Genomic DNA, 17,786 nt, shown 5'->3' on the forward strand with positions numbered 1-17,786 from the left:
ATGCATCGCGTCCCCGCACAGGAACTATTGCCAAAGGTAGAAGAATGCAATTCTTTCACCTTGCCCGTTTGATTTTTGCCTGTTCTATCGTTGAGTGACTGCTATGCCTGGCGTTTCTAAACATTTGATTCGCTCTTCTCTAAATCGCCATTGGGGCACTTTTACGAAGAAAGTGGGCGATCATACCCGGGCGATCATTGTTCATTTCGTCCCATCAACCAGCAATGTCTTTTTGAAGTGGCTGGGCCGTCGGCAAGTCCTCTTATTGGCGGCTGCCTGTGCCATTCTCTGTTGGCCGCTGATCACGACGCGGCCCACGATTTTGCAGCAGTGTCTCGTGGCACTTGCGCTCATCAGCATGGGACAATTTGTGTTGCAGCTGGAGGAAAATGCTCGCAGTGTTCGAGTTTCAGAAGCGCTACACCTGTTTCTGATTGCCCTGAGCATGGTGAATACCGGACGCTATCTGTATTACCGCAGCCACTACACGCTGAACTTTAGTAGTGCCATCCCTGCGATCGCTGGGTTAATGCTGTTTGGCGCTGAGCTTTACGCCATTCTGACCCTGCTGCTGAGCTATTTTCAGACACTCAAGCAGAAAACACGGCGTCCGATACCGATGGATGGCGTGCCTGCTGAGCAGTGGCCGACTGTCGATATCTACGTTCCTACCTACAACGAAGAGATTGATATCGTTCGCAAGACAGTGCTTGGTGCCTTGGAAACGGATTACGTGTATGGCAAAAAACAGGTCTACGTTCTGGATGACGGACGTAAATACCCTGAACGACGAGCCGAACTCCAGCAAATGTGTGATGACTTGGGCTGTCAGATGCTGGTGCGAGACAACAACGACCATGCCAAGGCAGGCAACATTAACACGGCGCTGCAAAGAACTCAGGGAGAACTCATCCTGATTCTTGACTGTGACCATATTCCGGCCCGCAACATCCTTAAGGAAACGGTGGGCTTCTTTGGCAATCCCAATGTCTCTCTCGTCCAGACTCCCCACTGGTTCTACAACCCTGACCCATTCGAGCGCAACTTGCTGACAGGTGGACAAGTTCCTGTTAGCAACGAGTTGTTCTATAAAGTGCTACAGAAGGGCAATGATTTTTGGAACGCTACCTTCTTTTGTGGGTCAGCGGCCATCATCCGTCGCGATCATCTTTTGGAGGTTGGCGGCATTGCCACGGAAACTGTCACTGAAGACTGTCATACTGCTCTCAGACTGCATTCCTTAGGATACGAAACGGTTTACTACGACAAAATTTTGGTGGCCGGACTTGCCCCTGAAAAATTCTCATCGCTGGTTGGTCAGCAGGTCCGATGGGCACGGGGCATGGCGCAGATTCTACGGTTGGAGAACCCACTGCTTAATCGTCGGCTCAAGCTCAGAATTCCTCAGCGGATCTGCTACTTCAGTGCCACAATGCACTTCTTTTTTGGGTTTCCACGATTGATGTACGCGATCGCGCCCAATCTCTTTCTGCTCTTCGGCATTGAGTCGGTGCAAGGACTAGGGTTTGAGACGTTGGTGTATGCCTTGCCGCACATCATTTTGCCGATGCAGGCCAATCACATTCCGTACAAGCACGTTCGCTTTTCTTTTTGGAATGAGATTTATGAATTTGCCATGTCGTTTCAGGCGGGCATTGTGACTCTGCTAGCGTTAGTCAATCCCAAACTGGGCTCGTTTAACGTTACAGATAAGGGTCTTTCGGTCACCAAGCGCAGCTTCGACTTGGACTCAGTTCGATATCTCGTGGTTTTGGGCGTGATCACTGGCACGTCCCTACTGACCATTCCGTTCTGGTTAATTCTGAATCCAGATGCGACTCAGGCGGTAGTGGTCAATGCGCTGTGGTGTTTATTCAATCTGCTGCTGGTGGTGGCTGCTTGCTTGGCTGCGTTTGAGCAACCCCAGCGCCGAGAGGCCCACCGTCTGCCTCGTCATTTAACAGCTATTGTTCACAGCGAAGGTCAAAGCTGGACAGGACAAACGCTCAACGTCAGTGAAAGCGGTACTCGTGTTGTGTTGGATGAGTGGCCTAATGTTGCCGATCAGGTCAAGGTCGAACTCGTGGGTGATATGGGGTCGCGGGTCTTACTCGATGCTCACATCATCAGAGCGACTGCAACTCGCAGCTTGCATACACTACTGTCGATAGAGTTTATCAACATTAGCCGAACCCAACTCGATGATTTAATCGTGCTCATCTACAGTGATGTTGAGCAGTGGTATTCACAACAGCGTGCAGAGCGCGATCACCCTCTGCACTCTCTTCGATTTGTGGCAACAAGTTTACTGCGGGCTTTTCAGGAGTTGCAGCCTGAACGAGGTGTTAAAGTGCGTAAGCAAGTCTCAGCCCCGATTGAACTGAGTTGGGAAGGCTGGGGCGATCAGTCCGTCGCCGGTTGGATGACTGAGATTAGCTCTCATGAAGCCCGTATCGAACTGGAAACTGAATGGGATCTATCGCTGGAAGAGCTCATCCAAAGTCAATCATTTGTTGGCTTGCTGGTTAGCGATCGCTCAACCAATCGCCCTGCCCAAAGTTTACTAGCGGAAGTCGCTACTGCCGAAGAACTACCTGTTTTAGCAATGTCCTCAACAGAGACGAGTGCTTGGCGACAGCGGTTTGCCGTTGAACTGCGCTTTCCAGAATCTCTCAAATCCCAGCAACTATCCAAAATTAAAAAGCTGTTGCGATCGCTGTCTTAACCCTTTTGACGACAGTGGCACACCCTTATCAAGACGTTTTCATTGCACGGGGCTAAATCAATGCCTGTTTTTCGCGACTCAACCTCTTTTCGATCCTGCGTCAATGTCAGGCAAAGTATATCGGATTCACCAGTGGAAACCACTCATCAGAGATCCAGGTGTATGCATTTCAACCGTTGGATTACCCTCGGACTGGTTGTTGCGATCTCGTCGGGCTGTCGTTCCGTTCCCTTCAATCCGTTTCGCTCTCAACCCAACATTGACAATATCGAACTTTCGCTAGACGTTAAGGCCGATGAACAACCCGGCAGCTATACCCTGTCGGGCGAAGTTGACTTACCCGACACAACTAAGCTGACTGTTATGGCTGTTCGCTATCTAGAGCTTGAACAGTCTCCACTGACAGTCCTGGAGGCCAAACCCACTTATTCCATCTTGGATTATGAAATTGTAGAAATAGAAGATGGCGATTGGGAAACTCAGCTATTTCTATGGCGGCAATCACCTGATGGAGAATTCAAGGAAGCATGGCAATTACAGACCGACAAGCTGGAACTTGCGGTTGAGCCGGAAGATGAAATTTTCTTTCTAGCAACGCTGACCCCCTTCGACGATTTAGCGGCGATCGAACGGCAGCTTGCTTCAGAAAATCGAGGCATTTCCAATCAATTGATTCAAACCACAATCGAAGGGCGACGCTATCTGCAAACGGGAAAAGCCTTGACTATTGGACTACCAGAGGGCGAAACGGCGCCTGTCGTTCTGCGTGAGGAGGAAGACATCAACGGAGGTTGGGGCAACCGCTTCTTAGAACTGCCTGATTTGCCTAATGAGCGCCAGTTAGACTTTCCTGAAAACCGCCGAACGAATGCCCCTAGCGTTTCCGAAGAGTTTCTGTATTGACGTTAGCGAAAGGCAGGGGGATAAAAACTGAAGGTATTGAGACCGATGTATGAGGACCTTACTCTTCCGGCTCTCCATCTCCTGAAAGCAGCAGAATGTCGTCTGCACCGCTATAGTTGCTGCCGTTGGGCAAAATCGCCCCCTCCCATAAAACACCGTCTAAGTTTGCGCCTGTAAAGGTTGCATCGGTCAAATCCGTGTATCGCAAATCAGCATTTTGTAGATTTGCGCCCGCTAGATTGGTCTCTCTCAATATCGCTCCATATAGGCTGGCGTTAGAAAGATCTGTATTCCTCAGGGATGCTTCACTTAATGCTGCTTCTCTCAGCTCCACGCTCGCCATCGTGGCCTCATCTAAAGTGGCTTGCACAAGATCAACATGCATGAGTTGAGAGCGCGTCAGGTCAGCGTTGCTCAAATTTGCTCCTTTGAAGTCCGCACCTGTTGCGTTGCTTTCGACCAATGTGGCGGCTTCCAACTGAGAGTCTGACAAAATAGCGTTGACAAGCTGCGTGTTTGAAAAATCGACGTGTTGTAAATTGGCTTGCCCTAAGTTGACTCGACTCAGGTCACGATCGCTGAAATTTGTGCCAGAGAAGTCACAACCTACACAACGATGATTGGCTTGCAAATCTTGGTTGGGTCGAAAGTTACCTATCCTATCGAGCAGTGAAAAAGCCGGCTGTTCCTCCGTAGAAGTTGAAGCGGAACTCGCTGACTCTATGGTTTTAGGCTTTACTGAATTGCGCACCAGAAGGGTATAGCCAGCGATCGGAGCAAGCGTAACAAATATTAGACTGCCTATTAGTAGTGGATTATATTTCATAGAGATGTTTTATACACAAAAGCAAACTTTACAACCTTTGTAGAGTCAACGTTTAGAGCGACATTCTAGCTTTCAAAGACTTCTAAATATTTCAGGAACATTATCTTAAAGGTTTTATAAATTTAATTTGCAGCATCCTAAATATCGAGATTTTTATTCTTGTAAGCTTCAAAGAGTTTTGTCTTGAAGAATGAACAAATTTGTATAATAGAGTTAACTCTTAAGATGAATTGAAGTTGAGCTCTTGGTAACATTATTAGTCTCAAATTGTTTTTAGATAACGTGGAACTTGTTTGAGACTATTGGTTATATGGCCGTTGATGAACCTGATCTTCTAGAAGTTTCGTTCATTAATTGGATGCAAATCAGACGAAAAGTAATCAGATTTGGTTGTATTCGAGCGATTCATTGGTAAAACCGCCTTGTCCTATTAACAGGGTTCTCCGTGCAATCTACCTTTGACTATTGAACTAAAGGCGGCCATCACTGCTGCTGTTGTCATTCGGAGCTAGCCCCATGCAAGATCTACCTATTCGCAATATTTTTCTTCCAGCTGCTGTTGTCGGTGCTTCTATTTTTTCTGCATTAACCTTTGTGGTGCCGCCTTTGGTCAATCAGCTATCACAGGTTGGTTCTACGGAGAGGCTTTCTGCCGATCAACACTTGCGAATGCAGTTGGAAAGTGTCCACAAGGAGGTCGCAATCTCCTATATCGGTACGGCGATGGTGGTTAGCACAGGGATGGGGATTGCCACGGCTGAGCTGCTCCGCAAGCGCTATCAGAGGACGTTAGGAAAAGCCCCTGATTTAAAAGCTGCTCTAGCTGATTTTATTGACAATCACGATCAGCAAGATGAACGTGAGATGGATGCTCAATTTGCGGCTCTGATAGCTGACTTGCCACAACCTGTTCCAGCTTGGCCAGATGCTGAGTCATCAGAGCAGGAGGACAAGACACCAACGGCTGCTCGTACTGATCATCCTTATCCATTTTCACAAGCTGTCCCCGAAGCGGTTTGGCCCGTCGCGATCGCTGACACCCAGTCAATTGCTTCTGAGTCAGAAACCGCAAAAGAAGACGTGGATCAGACGGTTACGATTTTTCCTGGACAATATGAACGCTGTCGAATTCAGGTGCCTAATCAGCACGAGCATCAGTATGCGATCGAGTTCAACGGGCAGTTTTATGGCCTGCTGAGTGCTGGCGTTTCCAAGGATCAAGCGCTAGCTGCTGTGAAGCATTTGGCCCAGGAAAATCACGCGGCTATTTTGACGCACATGAACCAGGGATATGCCGTTTGGGTATTGGAGCCTAAGGCTGAGTTAGTTTCGGTTGCTTAAGACAGAAGAAAGCTGGCGGATTGTGGTAAATGAATGTTGCCCCTTTCTGTGGCAGTCAGCTATGTGTTGAATTATTGGTGACCGAATTGCGCAATTTGATGACCAACTCTAACCCCAGCCAAGGGAGTTGAAAACTGCTTTGGTGGTGGCGTTCAGAGAATACTGTAAGCCACTAAGAACCATGAGCATTGATGAATTCTGGCATGAATACGAATCTGGAAATCGCAGTTTTTGTAGTCTCGATCTAAGTCATCTAGACGGATGCTATCGCGATTTCAGTGAGATGGTATTTTGGCGATCAACCCTGTCCAATAGCAATCTCCATGCCGCTAATTTCACGCGAACCGATCTGAGGCGCGTCACTTTTCAGAACGCTGATTTGAGCAGCGCAAATTTCCGAAGAGCAAATCTACGCGGCGCTGATTTAAGTACTGCGAACCTTAAGAATGCGTTTTTTGAAGCCATCATCTACGACAGTACGACTCAATTTCCGAGCGATCGCGGTCTTTGGCAATCTCAAGGATATTACGTCAGAGCAGGGGCAAATTTGGCAGGGGCAAATCTCCAGAAAGCCCAACTGGATGGATCGGATCTGGCCGAGGCCAACCTCAAGACTGCTCAGCTACAGTTCAGCAGTCTTTTTGGTGCCTCACTGACTCATGCCCAACTGTCAGGTGCTGATTTGACAGGAGCAAATCTATCTGAAGCTGATTTCAGTGGTGCTCAACTCAAAGGTGCCATGTTAGAGGCAGCCGATTTAAGTTTTGCACAGTTGCAAAAGGCTAATTTGATTGGTGCCGTTCTCAAGGAAGCTAATCTCTCTGCGGCTAATCTGGTGTCCGCCATATATGACGATACGACTCAGTTTCCAGATAACTTCGATCCGCACGATGCTGGGATGCTCTGGATTGGTCCAGGGGCTTGTCTTTGGTATGCCGATTTAAGTTGCACCTGTCTAGCGGGGGCAAATTTGAAGGGAGCCATTTTGATCGGCAGCAATTTGGAAAAAACAGATCTTTGGGGCGCTGATTTGTCGGAGGCCGATTTAAGTGCGGCCAACCTATCTCAAGCTAATCTCTGGGGCGCTAAATTGAATTACACCTACCTGAAGGATACCGTGCTGACCCAGGCCAACATACAGGGCGTTGACTTCAGTCAGGCTATCCTAGATCAGCCCACTGATTTGTCTTTTGCCGTCGGTGAATGAATAGAATGAGCTACGGCAAAAGCTGCTCCACATCTGAGGGCGGATATAGTCCCAACCACACCAGATTTTGACTGTAATACGCAGAAGGATTATCCCAAATGCCCGCTTGATATTGGGGGGAAATTTTGCGTTGATACATATCGCGAGCAATAGCAGGATCAACGACTTGGAAGCCAGCATAGAGCATGGCATATTGGGCGATCGTGTCGTACTCTACGAGGGCATTCCCGTTTAAATCAAATTCTGCTGGAATACTCTTTTCAGACTCCCAAAGATTTTGTAAAGGAGCTAAATGATCTGTTAGATAGCGCTGTGCTAAATCAGCATCAAACAGGATCGCATCCCATCCAATTCGCCACCAAACACGGTAAGCGTCAAAGCCATATTGATTCTTTAATAGACTGTCTGATGGTACAGGTTCGAACTCACCTGAATTCAGATTTAAAGCAACCCAATCTCCAGGAAGTCCAAGGGTTGAAAGTGAGGCGGATTCCTCCAAAATTTCATAACTGGTGTCAACCAGCTGCATCCAGTTGCGCTCAGGGTCAATATCAGCAAATAATCTGAACGCATAGGGAGCTAAATAGGATGGATTTAAGTAAATCTGATCTGGTTTTTGAAAGGCAGATTTAGGTCCCGGCAGTAAATAGCGATCGCTTTCAAATTCGACGGTTGAATAGTTCCAAATATCGATTAGTTTCAGCTTTGCTAAGTCAAGATAGCTGCGATTTTGCCAACGTTCAGCTGCTAGAATTAACGCAAAAACGGCGTCAATATCAGCATCGATCGCAAAGTTCTCATCAATAAGCCCCCATTGTCCAGTGTCTTGCTGTCCCCATTTCCAAGCCCAAAGCTGATCAATAACTTCGCCATCCTCATTCCGGCGGCGTAGGTTGTCCTCAGCCCAATTCAGTGTCCGATCAAAGGTATCCTGATCGTCAACGAGAACGGCTCGTATCATGGCATAGGCTTGCCCCTCCGAGACGGTGCGATCGCCCGCTTCAAAATCAATGACTCGACCGTCTTGCTGAATAAATTGCTGCTGATAAATTTGCCAGCTTTCTGACAAAAGATTTTCAAGATCAGTCTCAGTACTGACTAGCGAGATCGATCCCTCGTTAGTTTGAGATGGTGTTGATTCACGATCAGTAGAGCAAGCCGCGTTGAGTAACAAAGCTGCGCCTACGGTCAAACCTGAAACTGTGCGAAGAAAGTATTGAGGCATTTTCAAAATTGTAAGCTCTCAATAAACAACTTAGCTAAAAGGGAATACGCTTGTTACACCAAGATAGAAACTTTATTGTGCTAATTGGGTCTAAGATTAAACGCGCTTAGTGTGAATCGAAAGTCTCCTACACATCACATAATTTCGATGTGACTAATTTGTTAATAAACGCATGACAAAAGTTCTTAAGTTTCTATTGCAATCCATCCTGAAACTTCAGGCTTGAGCAGAATAAGAGAACAATGAAATCTTCTAGAGTTAGCTGGACCATCCGGGAATTTTTGTCGACTTTATCGGCTCTTTGCCACGGATACCTGTTCGATTGAGTGTGAGCTGCTCACATTACAACTATTGATTATCTCTATATATTTAATGGGCTTTGCAAGACCATGAAACATCGCCGCTGTTTTAGCTTGATTGTTTGTGCTGTTTGGGGCGCGATCGCTGCCATCAGTCTCTCTTTTGGCTCGCTTGCGTCGGAGGCGATCGCCAGTGATGCTGCTAGTCTGCCCGCGATGCCTCTGGCAACTCGGGGTGCCCAAATTGTGGATGCCCGTGGAGAGCCTGTGCTGCTACGAGGCGTCAACTGGTTTGGTATCGAAACTGAAACCCATGCACCTCATGGTCTTTGGGCACGAGACTACAAAGAGATGCTGGCCCAAATCAAAGATCTAGGATATAACTTCATTCGTCTTCCCTTCTCCCTTGAATCGCTGGACTCCCGTGAAGTTAGCGGGATTGATTTCACGATTGGTGACAATGCAGACTTTGAAGGTAAGACGCCTTTAGAAGTGATGGATATTGTGATTGAAGAGGCAGAACAGCAGGGATTGCTGATCATGCTGGATTGCCATCAGCTCAATGATGAATTCATTCCTGAACTCTGGTACGACGAAGACTATAGCGAAGCGGATTGGATCAACACTTGGAAGTGGCTGGCATGGCACTATCAAAACCAACCCAATATTTTCAGCGCTGACTTGAAGAACGAACCCCACGGAGCCGCTAGCTGGGGGACCAATGACTTAGCGACAGACTGGCGTTTAGCCGCCGAGAGAGCAGGAAATGCTGTCTTGTCAATCAATCCACAATGGCTCATGGTGGTGCAGGGCGTGGAGAATAACGTGCCAGACCAGCAGCTTGATATTCACTGGCAGGGAGGCAATTTGGAGGGGGCAGGACGCTATCCCGTACGGTTGTTGAGGCCGGACAAACTAGTTTACTCGCCCCATGAATATGGCACTGGAGTTTTTGAGCAACCCTGGTTTTCAGAGCCCAACTTTCCCGCCAACCTCCGCGATCGCTGGCAAATCGGATTTCAATACCTCGCAGACGAGAACATTGCGCCAATTTTGATTGGCGAGTTTGGGGGGCGACAGGTGGACGCGGACTCGACTGAAGGACTGTGGCAGCGATCGCTGGTTGAGTTCATTCAAGAAAAGTCATTGGGCTATGCTTACTGGAGTTGGAACCCAAACAGTGCTGACACAGGCGGCATCCTGCTAGACGATTGGCAACAAATTGATGCTGAGAAACAAGCGCTGCTAGATCAGACATTGCCTGCAAGGACGAGATAGAACTATTCCATCATCCCTTCATGTCGCGTAAAAATGCTCGCAACAGCCCCACAACAACAGCAGGAGCCTCTACATGGGGCAATACACCAACATCGGGAACGATATGGATAGTCTGAATGGCTTTAGGGTTCAGCGCTGCTAGACGCTTTGTTTTGCTGGGGCGGTTAAAACGAGCATATTCGCCAACCACCAGCGTCGTCGGCACGGTAAGTTGACCGATATAGCGGCTTAGATCAAAGCAGACATCTCCTTTCAAAGACGCCAGAGCGGAGTATTCAGCGTTGGGCTGCTGGGTGCAGGTTACATAGGCCTGGATCAGTTCGTTGGTGATGCGCTCTGGATGGGCAAAGAGAAAATTGGAGAGAAACTGGGTCACTGCGGCTTCGTTGGCTGCCCCTAATTGATAAATGAGGCGATCAATAATGGGAGTCCCTGCTAGTATTGCAGGCAGGCTGAACGCATAGCCCACGCCAAAGTCGTCGTTACCCGAAGGCGACACCAGAAAAAGGGCTTTAAACAGGTCTGGTCGGCGAATGGCTAAGCGAACAACGACTCCTGCGGTTAGAGAGGTGGCTGCCACAATAGCCGGGGCACCCGCTACCGTCTCAATGAGTTGAGCGATAAGGCCACTGTAATCTTCGGCGGTGTAGTTTCGAATTGGGTGCGCCGACTGTCCCCACCCCACTAAGTCAGGCGCAATGACGCGATAGTCTGCGGCTAGGGCGGCATAAACTTTTGACCATTCGTAAGCGGAAGATCCACCCCCCAAGCTGTGCAGACAAATCAGCGTCCCTTCATCGGGAGCACTGTGGGGAGTGTGCCAAGGTGCGTCAGCGGCTTGAGTGTAGTAGGCCATGATGCCTAAGGCCGTTTCTGTGACCTTCTGTTTAAATCCGGGCGGCTGAAATTGCAACATGGTGAGAGGTTTCGGGGGGACTCTCTGTAAAGGTATAGCAAAAGCAGCAGAAACAGGTGTCACGCACGTCGAAGTGACTGGATGTAAATAGGGAGCGTAAGGCGGATGAGTGGGTGTTGAGTTTTGAGGGCTGCTCGGGGGCATTTCGTTTGCCCCAAACCCCATCGACCAGGACGAACCGCCGTCCTGGACCTCGCGGAAGGGATTTTGGGCGAGAAATATTAAAGGGAATGTTTTTCCAAATATCGCTTTCCCCGTTAGAAAGTCAGAACACCCCCCAACATCAATCACCTGCCGCAGGTGCACCATTCTTCCAAGCCACTATATCAAGGCTGGGACACGCTGTTGGTCTGAGAACATGGGCTGAAGGGGCTGTGGTGATACTTCAACCGTACGGTTTTGTGGCAAGGGTGTTTGGTGTTGCTGTTGGTGAGACGATCGCGAGACTGAATGCGGTTGAGGAAGCTGCAGATCACTGGCCCATCGAATCAACACGGGGGATCTGGCTTTGAAGGTGTCTTCCCACAGATGGGCTTGTGTCATGGCGTGCGATCGCCAAACACTCTCGGGCTGTATGCTGCGCGTTGCTAGGACAGCTGGATAGAGACCAATTTGTGTTGTTAATGAAGACTCTTGGGCGAGGCTGACCGTGGCTAAGCGATTGGCTTGGACTAAAATTAGCCAGTCCTGAGCCAGGGAGCGACGATTGGGATTTTTGGCAATCTGCTGAACGATCTCAGTTGCTCCGGTGACATCGCCTTTCGCTAGGCGATATTGGGCCAGAGGAAAGAGTTCATCACTCCACTGATCGAGCAAGGGCTGTGCGGTTTGCCAGACGTAAGTTGAGGGATCAATCTGGCTCGCGATCGCGATCGCGTGTCCTTGATCTTGAGGTGTGCCCAATGCCTGTTGCTGGACCGCTGTATTGAGCAGCCGAGTGGCTTGTCGCTCCGTTTCAATCTGTTGGGCTACTGTTTGAGTTAATCCGGTTTGCAACTTGGGATGATCTAGCGTTTCCAGTGCCCAAAGTGCTTGAAAAGCGTTAGCCCAGTCCTGCTGTTGGAGAGCAACCTGGGCCGCTTCGTAAACCGGAGCCGCAAGACGATACTGTTCCTCGCTCAGGCTTTGCAGTAAGGCTTGAGCTTGGATGTAATGGGAACTACCGTGAGGGATTTCCGCCGCGAAGCTAGCGGCTTGTGAGAGAGTACCGTTGGCATAGGCTTCCTGAGCTTGCTGGAAGGCGGGATCAGACCATTGCTCTAATAGCTGCGTTCCTTCGTTGAATAATGGGTCGGTGGGTTGCCACCTCCCGACGAAGGCTAAACCCGAGGGCAGGGCTTCGGGTTGTCCCGCAGCGATCGCCTGTTGTAGACAAGTTAAATTGTCTCGATGAGTTGCTTCTGGCTCTAAATCGGAGCAGTTAGGTTCTGGCGGCAGACTGATGAGAGACGAAAAGGCCATCATCACAGCACTCCCCCCGGCACTTGCTCCGACCAGTGAGAAGGTCATCCAACTCCAAGCCAGGCTGTGCAAAGTTTGCACAATGGGTTCGTAAACGGCTGCTGGTGCAACAGCTGAGGATTGGGATTGCCACGGTTCTGATTGGGCAGCACCCGCTTCCAATAATGAGGAATGATCCCCATCTGCGGCAGTACGAGCAAGGTGGGGTGAAACCATATGAATTAAATATGAAGAGAGGCGTGAAGATAACAGGCGGGAATGGTAGACCACACTCTGTTAAGGGTGTTTAGGGATTTTGGGATCTCGGCTGATTCCGGTTCTTGATGATGGATTCTTGATGGCGGATTTGAGAACGATGGCTGAAGCTGTACGTTCAATGCCAATGCTCCCAGCTTGAAGGTTTCTAGCTCTAAAAGAGAGGCAGTATCGGGTCGGACTTAGACCCTCCATACAGCATTTCGCGGGTTGACTATTCTCGCTGTTGAGGCCAAGAAAACGGCAGGTTCACAGTCTTCAGACCTCATCAAGAATTCAAAATCGAAAAATGAGCATCAGCCGTATTTCAAATGCGTAAGATCAACGAATTTAAAGATTGCGCACCATGTTCAGTCATTCTGCGATGAAGAATGCTGACCGGAAAAATACTGAGATTGCCTTGAAAATTTAACGGAGGCCAATATCCTGCATTAATTTCCGATGATCTTTCACCGGAACAAGAGTGTTGGCCGTAATCAATCCGCTAGCGGCTACAGCCGGTAGGCCAATGCCCGGAAAGGTTGAATCACCACAGCAGAGTAAGCCGTCGATAGGGGTTGTGGGACCTGGGAACAGTCCTTGCCCAGCCGCGATCGCCGGACCATAACTACCTTGGTATCTCCTTAAAAATCTTTCATGAGTTAACGGTGTGCCGACTAATTCCACCTCAACACGATCGCGCACATCTGGAATCACTCGCTCTAGCGCTTGCCACATCACCTGCGATCGCTGCGTTTTCAGCATTTGGTACTCATCGCTTTGCCGTTTGAGCCCTTGCCAGTAGCTGTAAGGCTCGTTACCGGGTGTATAGACGTGAATGGTTTCCTTCCCGGGCGGCGCGATCGTGCTATCCAAACGGGACGGAATAGAAATCAGGACGACATTCTGCGCCGCTGTGACACCCGCATCCCAGTCATTCACCACAATGTGATGACAGGCGAGATCGGGGGGCAGATCAGCGCCATCGATGCCCAAATGTAAATGCATGAAGCTATTGCAGGTCGGGATGGACTGCCGTTCTCGTTGGAAAGAATGGGCTGCTGATTGGTTAGGCAACAGCCTCAGTGTGTCCCAAATGGAAGCATTGGAAACGACCGCTCGCTTAGCTGACAATACCTCGCCAGACTTCAGTCGCACGCCTGTAGCACGACCGTTAGTCATCAGAATGGCCTCAACATGTGTGCCTAAACGCAGACTGCCTCCCCATTTTTTTAGTCCCCTCACGAGGGCGTTCACCAGCGCACCACTACCACCAACGGGATAATCTAGTTTCACTCCCGGACGATACCAGTCAGCAAACATAAAGGCCATTTCAGCAGCGCTGGTGCCAGACGCAGGCAGTCCCGATAGAAGAAAACACAGCAAGTCAAGCCAGTTTCGTAGAAAGGGATCCTGAACCACACGATTCATCAATGTGCTGAAAGGGCCTGTGAGATCAAACAATCGTGGCGCATGCCCCAGCATTGACAACGCATAGGGTGAGACCGTTTGAAAGAAACCCCAGTCGAAACGGACGGCGGCAGGGGGAAGCGCGATCGCGGCTTCTCCATAAGGCTTCATTAAAGTCTGAAGTTGTCGCCATTCCGCGATCGCGGCTTCTCCTCGCAGCGTTGCTAACACCTCACAGAACTGGTCAGCTCCGACTTCAGTGTTGAAGGTCCCCTCTGGCAAGCAGCAGCCCCAAGTGTCATAGGTTTTCCACTCGGCATCTTCACCAATGGCATCTAAAACCTGTCGTAATGGATTTGCAGATGGGCTGTAGGACAACCCTGAATACAGTGATGGGCCTGAATCAAATCGAAAGCCGTCACGTTCAAAACCATGGGCAGATCCCCCCGGAATCGTGTGGCTTTCACAGACAACCACATTCAGTCCGTAGCGAGCCAGCAGCGCACCACAGCTCAATCCCCCAATGCCACTGCCCACTACGACAACGTCTGCGCTCATAGTCCCTAATCGAAAAGTATCCTGTTCTAGTGTGACGGAGAACGCGAATACGAGCAGCAAAGACTCGTTGACTCATTCACTCATTGCTGTCACAGCGTAGCGTCAGATCAGTAAAAATACTGGAGTCGATGCTGCGATTGATAGCCCTGTGCAGCTTGGTTAAGTCCATCTCAGGAATGAATGAATTTTAAGTTCTCAGTGTTGAGTTTTGAAGGATTGAGTTATCAGCAAATCCAAAGCTCAAAGTTGATACTTAAATAAGTTCCCGTTCCTCAGTGTCTCAAAGGAATAAAAAATAGGAAGCAGGGAATGGGGTGTGCTTGACTCGAATGCATGTGCTATCTCTGTCTGTCCACCCAGCCAAAGGCTGTTGGGTTGACATGCCTTTGCCTCTTGCTAGTACCGCTACGCGGAATTCAAAATACCCTCTGGGAAGGGCAAAGCCCTACAAAACTCAGAACTTAAAACCAAGGCAGATGGGCTTTCCCAATGTTTTGAATGGTGAGCCTATTTCTGCCGTAGAGTACTAGCTCTATCGTTGTCCTTGCAATTGTCGATTCACGGCATCCACGCTAAACACCTCAGGATCAAAATCTGCTCCGACCCAATCCAGCAAATCTTCATACTCTGGTTCTTCTGGATCGGCCAATCGCTCTAGCAGTTCTTCATAGCCCCAAATGCCACCGCAGTCTTCAGGGGGACAAGCCCTCTCGCCAGCTAAGCAGACCGGAGGCTTTACGGCTGATTGCGTGATTGCTTCCGCCGTCAACTGATGCATCCAACCGTCACCAAAATCATAGGTATAGATGAACTTTGTGCCCTGCTTTAAACGCAGTTCAGCAAGTGTGATGGCAGTTGAATCCAGAGTGTCTTCGAGGGGAACAGGAAACGGATCGGCGTAGCGATCGCCACCAATATCAAAAGCGTGAAGATGGCTATTCTCCCAGCCCATCACAACTTGTATAACAAAATGTAAGTCGTTTAGAGACGCCTGCTGATGGATTTGAAAGCGCCGCCAAATCAGGGGATCGCTGTCCAGCAGACCAATGTGGAATTGAGCTATGTCAGAGGTAGGTGCCATTGTGCGTTTCTATAGACTGGAGCTAGTTCCATATTCGTCTAGCCAGTCATGTCCGAGCTGAATGGTGATGTCTGAATTGAGGACACCTGTGCTTTCAACTCGCACTTCACCTAAGCCTAAAAAGCGCTGGAGTGTTTCTGCACTGGCTAAATCACCATTCTGAGCAACCACTCTTGTGATGGGCAGCTCCTCGTTCCAACTGTCTTCGACGTAAACGTTGTAATAACCGCTGTCATACAAAGTTTGAACCAGACTGTCGATCGCGATCGCATCTCCTGTGCCGTCCTGAATCGCGATGCGTAAATATTGTGGATCTTCAGAGGCGGCTACCTGCCGAGTGCCGTATCCGAAATACTCCGATACCATCTCGTCAATTTCTTGAATACTAGGCAGCCAGTAACTCAGCTCATAGTCGTTCATGCTACTGAAATCACCGGGCAGCATCAGCATCTGAACGTTGTAAGAGTTTGTTTTAGAGGCAAATCCAGAAAGGGCTAATAGCTCTTCAACACTGAGGTTAGTATCAACGTGAGATTGAATAACGGACAGAATTTTGGGTAGCCGAGCGACCGTCTTAGGATTCAGTGCCTGTTCTAAAACGGCCCGCATCATCATTTGCTGTCGCTGGATTCGCCCAATATCTCCATTATCGTCATAACGGAACCGTAAAAACTGTAAGGCTTGGGCGCCATCTAATCGCTGCTCCCCCGCTTTGAGATTGATGTAAAGGTGCTGGCTATCATCCTGATATTTCATGTCTTTGGGAACGTTGACCTCAACGCCCCCCAGCGCATCCACCAGCTTTTCTACCCCTTGAACGTTGATGCGAACATAGCGATCAATTTCAACGCCTCCTAGCAAATCACTAACTGACATGGCTGAGAGAGCCGGTCCACCATCTCGATTGGCCTCGTTCAGCTTTGTCATACGGCCCTGCACCAGCGTTCGCGTATCGCGGGGAATCGACAAAACCACCAGCTGATCGGTGTGCGGATTGAAGCGAATCAGCAACATGGTGTCTGACAAACCATCAAAGGAGTTCACTAAAGCGTGATATCCCAGATCTTCAGCCTCGGACGGCAGATCATTGACGTCCGACGTGAGAACTTTCATGCCGAGCACAAGAATATTGACAGGACGTGTCAGGCGCGGAACCTGAAGACTGTTGCCTTCTGTAATGGGTTCGTTCTGATTGAAAACGGCTGATTCTTCTTCAGTAAGGCTATTGTGCAGCAAAGGTGTGCTGTTCAGCGATACCGCTAAAAATGCGCCGCCCACTGCCGAAACGCTGGCAACGCCAATGAGAGCAGTGCTCACTCCAAGCCACTTAGGAACGCGAAAGCGTCGCGGCTTTTTAGCAGACGCATGGGGCTGATAGTGCTGAATAGGACGAGAGGACTTTTTGCTAGACACGAATAACCTCAAACCACATGAGTCGACCAATAGTAAATGAAGACGGCGCTACAGTCACAGTTTCAGCTCCTAAATTAGAATTCAGTCACCTTTTAGTAATCAGTAACAGCACCTCAGAGGTACAAATGTTTTATTTTGATTCTAAAGGAGCTACTTGCGTTGAGGAATACCGAATGAGTCATAGTCTCTACACAAGTAGATGAAATACTAGCAGCTTTGTCCGCTAACGAAACTCCATTTTGGACTTGTATTGGCTATCAACTCAGAATTGGCGATCGCCCCAGTCATGTTGACGATGGACTAAGAAATCTAACAATGACGACGCCCTACGGTAAGCGATCGCTCAATGGGCTGATACCTGGAAGGCGTACCGACCCCCCCCGGAGTAGCCGCACCATTAGCCAAAGGTTCGTAATGAAATACCCTGTTGTTGCCAGCAGACTAGTGACGAGGAGGCGAGTCGAGGCAAGATCCAGTGCTTGGCTGCCTGCGGCTGTTGATAGATAAACCAAAACCCAGGCAAGGGCCAGCGTTACGGCTGTTTTACTAACGGTTTTTTCTCGCGGGCTACCCTGCTTGAAATACAAACTCCATAGCGATGGAAAGAAACCAAAAATAGGCACTAGATAAATGACTAGCTTCAAAGTCTCAAACTGAGCTTCGGAGTCAGAATGTCGAGAACGCATAATCGCAGATAGTAAACGTTGACTGGATCTAGGAATATGCCTCAGCTTAGGCTAGATAATAGAGATTGGACCTCGACGGCAGAATTTTTATGAAATAGCAACGACAAGTTCCAACAGAGCTTATGCAGAATGTCCGTAGGCGAGGTGGGCCAAACTGAGATCTTGTACTAGTACATCAATATCCTGCATTTGCCCCCTAAATCCCCCAATTTTGGGGGACTTC

13 protein-coding genes are annotated in these 17,786 nt (G+C 49.1%); 5 read left to right on the forward strand and 8 right to left on the reverse strand.

Translation table 11 applies throughout. From position 1 onward, the window contains the following. The first annotated feature begins 103 nt into the window (after positions 1-103). Both PN498_RS00235 and PN498_RS00240 read left to right on the forward strand, forming a co-directional pair. Positions 104-2,725 carry a glycosyltransferase family 2 protein gene (locus PN498_RS00235; RefSeq protein ID WP_272060654.1) on the forward strand — a complete coding sequence of 874 codons (2,622 nt, stop codon included), beginning with the start codon at positions 104-106 and terminating at the stop codon, positions 2,723-2,725. Between the two features lie 162 nt (positions 2,726-2,887). Continuing rightward, entirely contained in the window at positions 2,888-3,628 is a 741-nt protein-coding gene (locus PN498_RS00240) for a hypothetical protein (RefSeq protein ID WP_272060655.1), read from the forward strand. Positions 3,629-3,686: 58 nt separating this feature from the next. Here PN498_RS00240 and PN498_RS00245 read toward each other — a convergent pair whose 3' ends face one another. Next, complete coding sequence (locus PN498_RS00245) at positions 3,687-4,454, reverse strand: pentapeptide repeat-containing protein (protein ID WP_272060656.1); 768 nt, start codon at positions 4,452-4,454, stop codon at positions 3,687-3,689. Positions 4,455-4,970: 516 nt separating this feature from the next. Between PN498_RS00245 and PN498_RS00250 the strand changes: the two genes are divergently transcribed. Both PN498_RS00250 and PN498_RS00255 read left to right on the forward strand, forming a co-directional pair. Continuing rightward, positions 4,971-5,795 carry a hypothetical protein gene (locus PN498_RS00250; RefSeq protein WP_272060657.1) on the forward strand — a complete coding sequence of 275 codons (825 nt, stop codon included), beginning with the start codon at positions 4,971-4,973 and terminating at the stop codon, positions 5,793-5,795. 181 nt (positions 5,796-5,976) lie between these two features. After that, positions 5,977-7,002, forward strand: a complete 1,026-nt coding sequence (locus PN498_RS00255; protein WP_272060658.1) for a pentapeptide repeat-containing protein — start codon at positions 5,977-5,979, stop codon at positions 7,000-7,002. 10 nt (positions 7,003-7,012) lie between these two features. On the opposite strand, the gene PN498_RS00260 is transcribed toward PN498_RS00255, so the two are convergent. Further along, entirely contained in the window at positions 7,013-8,227 is a 1,215-nt protein-coding gene (locus PN498_RS00260; RefSeq protein ID WP_272060659.1) for a glycosyl hydrolase family 8, read from the reverse strand. A 389-nt stretch (positions 8,228-8,616) separates the two neighbouring features. Between PN498_RS00260 and PN498_RS00265 the strand changes: the two genes are divergently transcribed. Beyond that, a complete protein-coding gene (locus PN498_RS00265; RefSeq protein ID WP_272060660.1) occupies positions 8,617-9,804 on the forward strand; it encodes a glycoside hydrolase family 5 protein in 1,188 nt (395 codons plus the stop codon). A gap of 10 nt (positions 9,805-9,814) precedes the next feature. Here PN498_RS00265 and PN498_RS00270 read toward each other — a convergent pair whose 3' ends face one another. The 6 genes from PN498_RS00270 to PN498_RS00295 all read right to left on the reverse strand — a co-directional run bounded on the left by PN498_RS00270 (position 9,815) and on the right by PN498_RS00295 (position 17,563). Beyond that, complete coding sequence (locus PN498_RS00270) at positions 9,815-11,029, reverse strand: alpha/beta fold hydrolase (protein ID WP_334312201.1); 1,215 nt, start codon at positions 11,027-11,029, stop codon at positions 9,815-9,817. 12 nt (positions 11,030-11,041) lie between these two features. After that, the gene (locus PN498_RS00275; RefSeq protein ID WP_272060661.1) at positions 11,042-12,397 is read right to left on the reverse strand and encodes a hypothetical protein; all 1,356 of its coding nucleotides are present in this window, start codon (positions 12,395-12,397) and stop codon (positions 11,042-11,044) included. A gap of 447 nt (positions 12,398-12,844) precedes the next feature. Beyond that, the gene (locus PN498_RS00280) at positions 12,845-14,383 is read right to left on the reverse strand and encodes a phytoene desaturase family protein (RefSeq protein ID WP_272060662.1); all 1,539 of its coding nucleotides are present in this window, start codon (positions 14,381-14,383) and stop codon (positions 12,845-12,847) included. Positions 14,384-14,915: 532 nt separating this feature from the next. After that, positions 14,916-15,464 carry a plasmid pRiA4b ORF-3 family protein gene (locus tag PN498_RS00285; protein ID WP_272060663.1) on the reverse strand — a complete coding sequence of 183 codons (549 nt, stop codon included), beginning with the start codon at positions 15,462-15,464 and terminating at the stop codon, positions 14,916-14,918. Between the two features lie 9 nt (positions 15,465-15,473). Further along, positions 15,474-16,877: an LCP family protein gene (locus tag PN498_RS00290; protein ID WP_334312202.1), complete on the reverse strand. Its 1,404-nt coding sequence runs from the start codon at positions 16,875-16,877 to the stop codon at positions 15,474-15,476. Between the two features lie 326 nt (positions 16,878-17,203). Further along, complete coding sequence (locus PN498_RS00295; RefSeq protein ID WP_272060664.1) at positions 17,204-17,563, reverse strand: hypothetical protein; 360 nt, start codon at positions 17,561-17,563, stop codon at positions 17,204-17,206. Positions 17,564-17,786: the final 223 nt, after the last annotated feature.

Source organism: Oscillatoria sp. CS-180 (assembly GCF_028330965.1).
GTDB lineage: Bacteria > Cyanobacteriota > Cyanobacteriia > Phormidesmidales > Phormidesmidaceae > Halomicronema.

What these genes read in the sequence shown, in the direction of transcription:
- PN498_RS00235 (WP_272060654.1), top strand. Translation starts at nt 104, where the DNA reads ATGCCTGGCGTTTCTAAACATTTGATTCGCTCTTCTCTAAATCGCCAT.
- PN498_RS00240 (WP_272060655.1), top strand. Translation starts at nt 2,888, where the DNA reads ATGCATTTCAACCGTTGGATTACCCTCGGACTGGTTGTTGCGATCTCG.
- PN498_RS00245 (WP_272060656.1), bottom strand. Translation starts at nt 4,454, where the DNA reads ATGAAATATAATCCACTACTAATAGGCAGTCTAATATTTGTTACGCTT.
- PN498_RS00250 (WP_272060657.1), top strand. Translation starts at nt 4,971, where the DNA reads ATGCAAGATCTACCTATTCGCAATATTTTTCTTCCAGCTGCTGTTGTC.
- PN498_RS00255 (WP_272060658.1), top strand. Translation starts at nt 5,977, where the DNA reads ATGAGCATTGATGAATTCTGGCATGAATACGAATCTGGAAATCGCAGT.
- PN498_RS00260 (WP_272060659.1), bottom strand. Translation starts at nt 8,227, where the DNA reads ATGCCTCAATACTTTCTTCGCACAGTTTCAGGTTTGACCGTAGGCGCA.
- PN498_RS00265 (WP_272060660.1), top strand. Translation starts at nt 8,617, where the DNA reads ATGAAACATCGCCGCTGTTTTAGCTTGATTGTTTGTGCTGTTTGGGGC.
- PN498_RS00270 (WP_334312201.1), bottom strand. Translation starts at nt 11,029, where the DNA reads ATGGTGCACCTGCGGCAGGTGATTGATGTTGGGGGGTGTTCTGACTTT.
- PN498_RS00275 (WP_272060661.1), bottom strand. Translation starts at nt 12,397, where the DNA reads ATGGTTTCACCCCACCTTGCTCGTACTGCCGCAGATGGGGATCATTCC.
- PN498_RS00280 (WP_272060662.1), bottom strand. Translation starts at nt 14,383, where the DNA reads ATGAGCGCAGACGTTGTCGTAGTGGGCAGTGGCATTGGGGGATTGAGC.
- PN498_RS00285 (WP_272060663.1), bottom strand. Translation starts at nt 15,464, where the DNA reads ATGGCACCTACCTCTGACATAGCTCAATTCCACATTGGTCTGCTGGAC.
- PN498_RS00295 (WP_272060664.1), bottom strand. Translation starts at nt 17,563, where the DNA reads ATGCGTTCTCGACATTCTGACTCCGAAGCTCAGTTTGAGACTTTGAAG.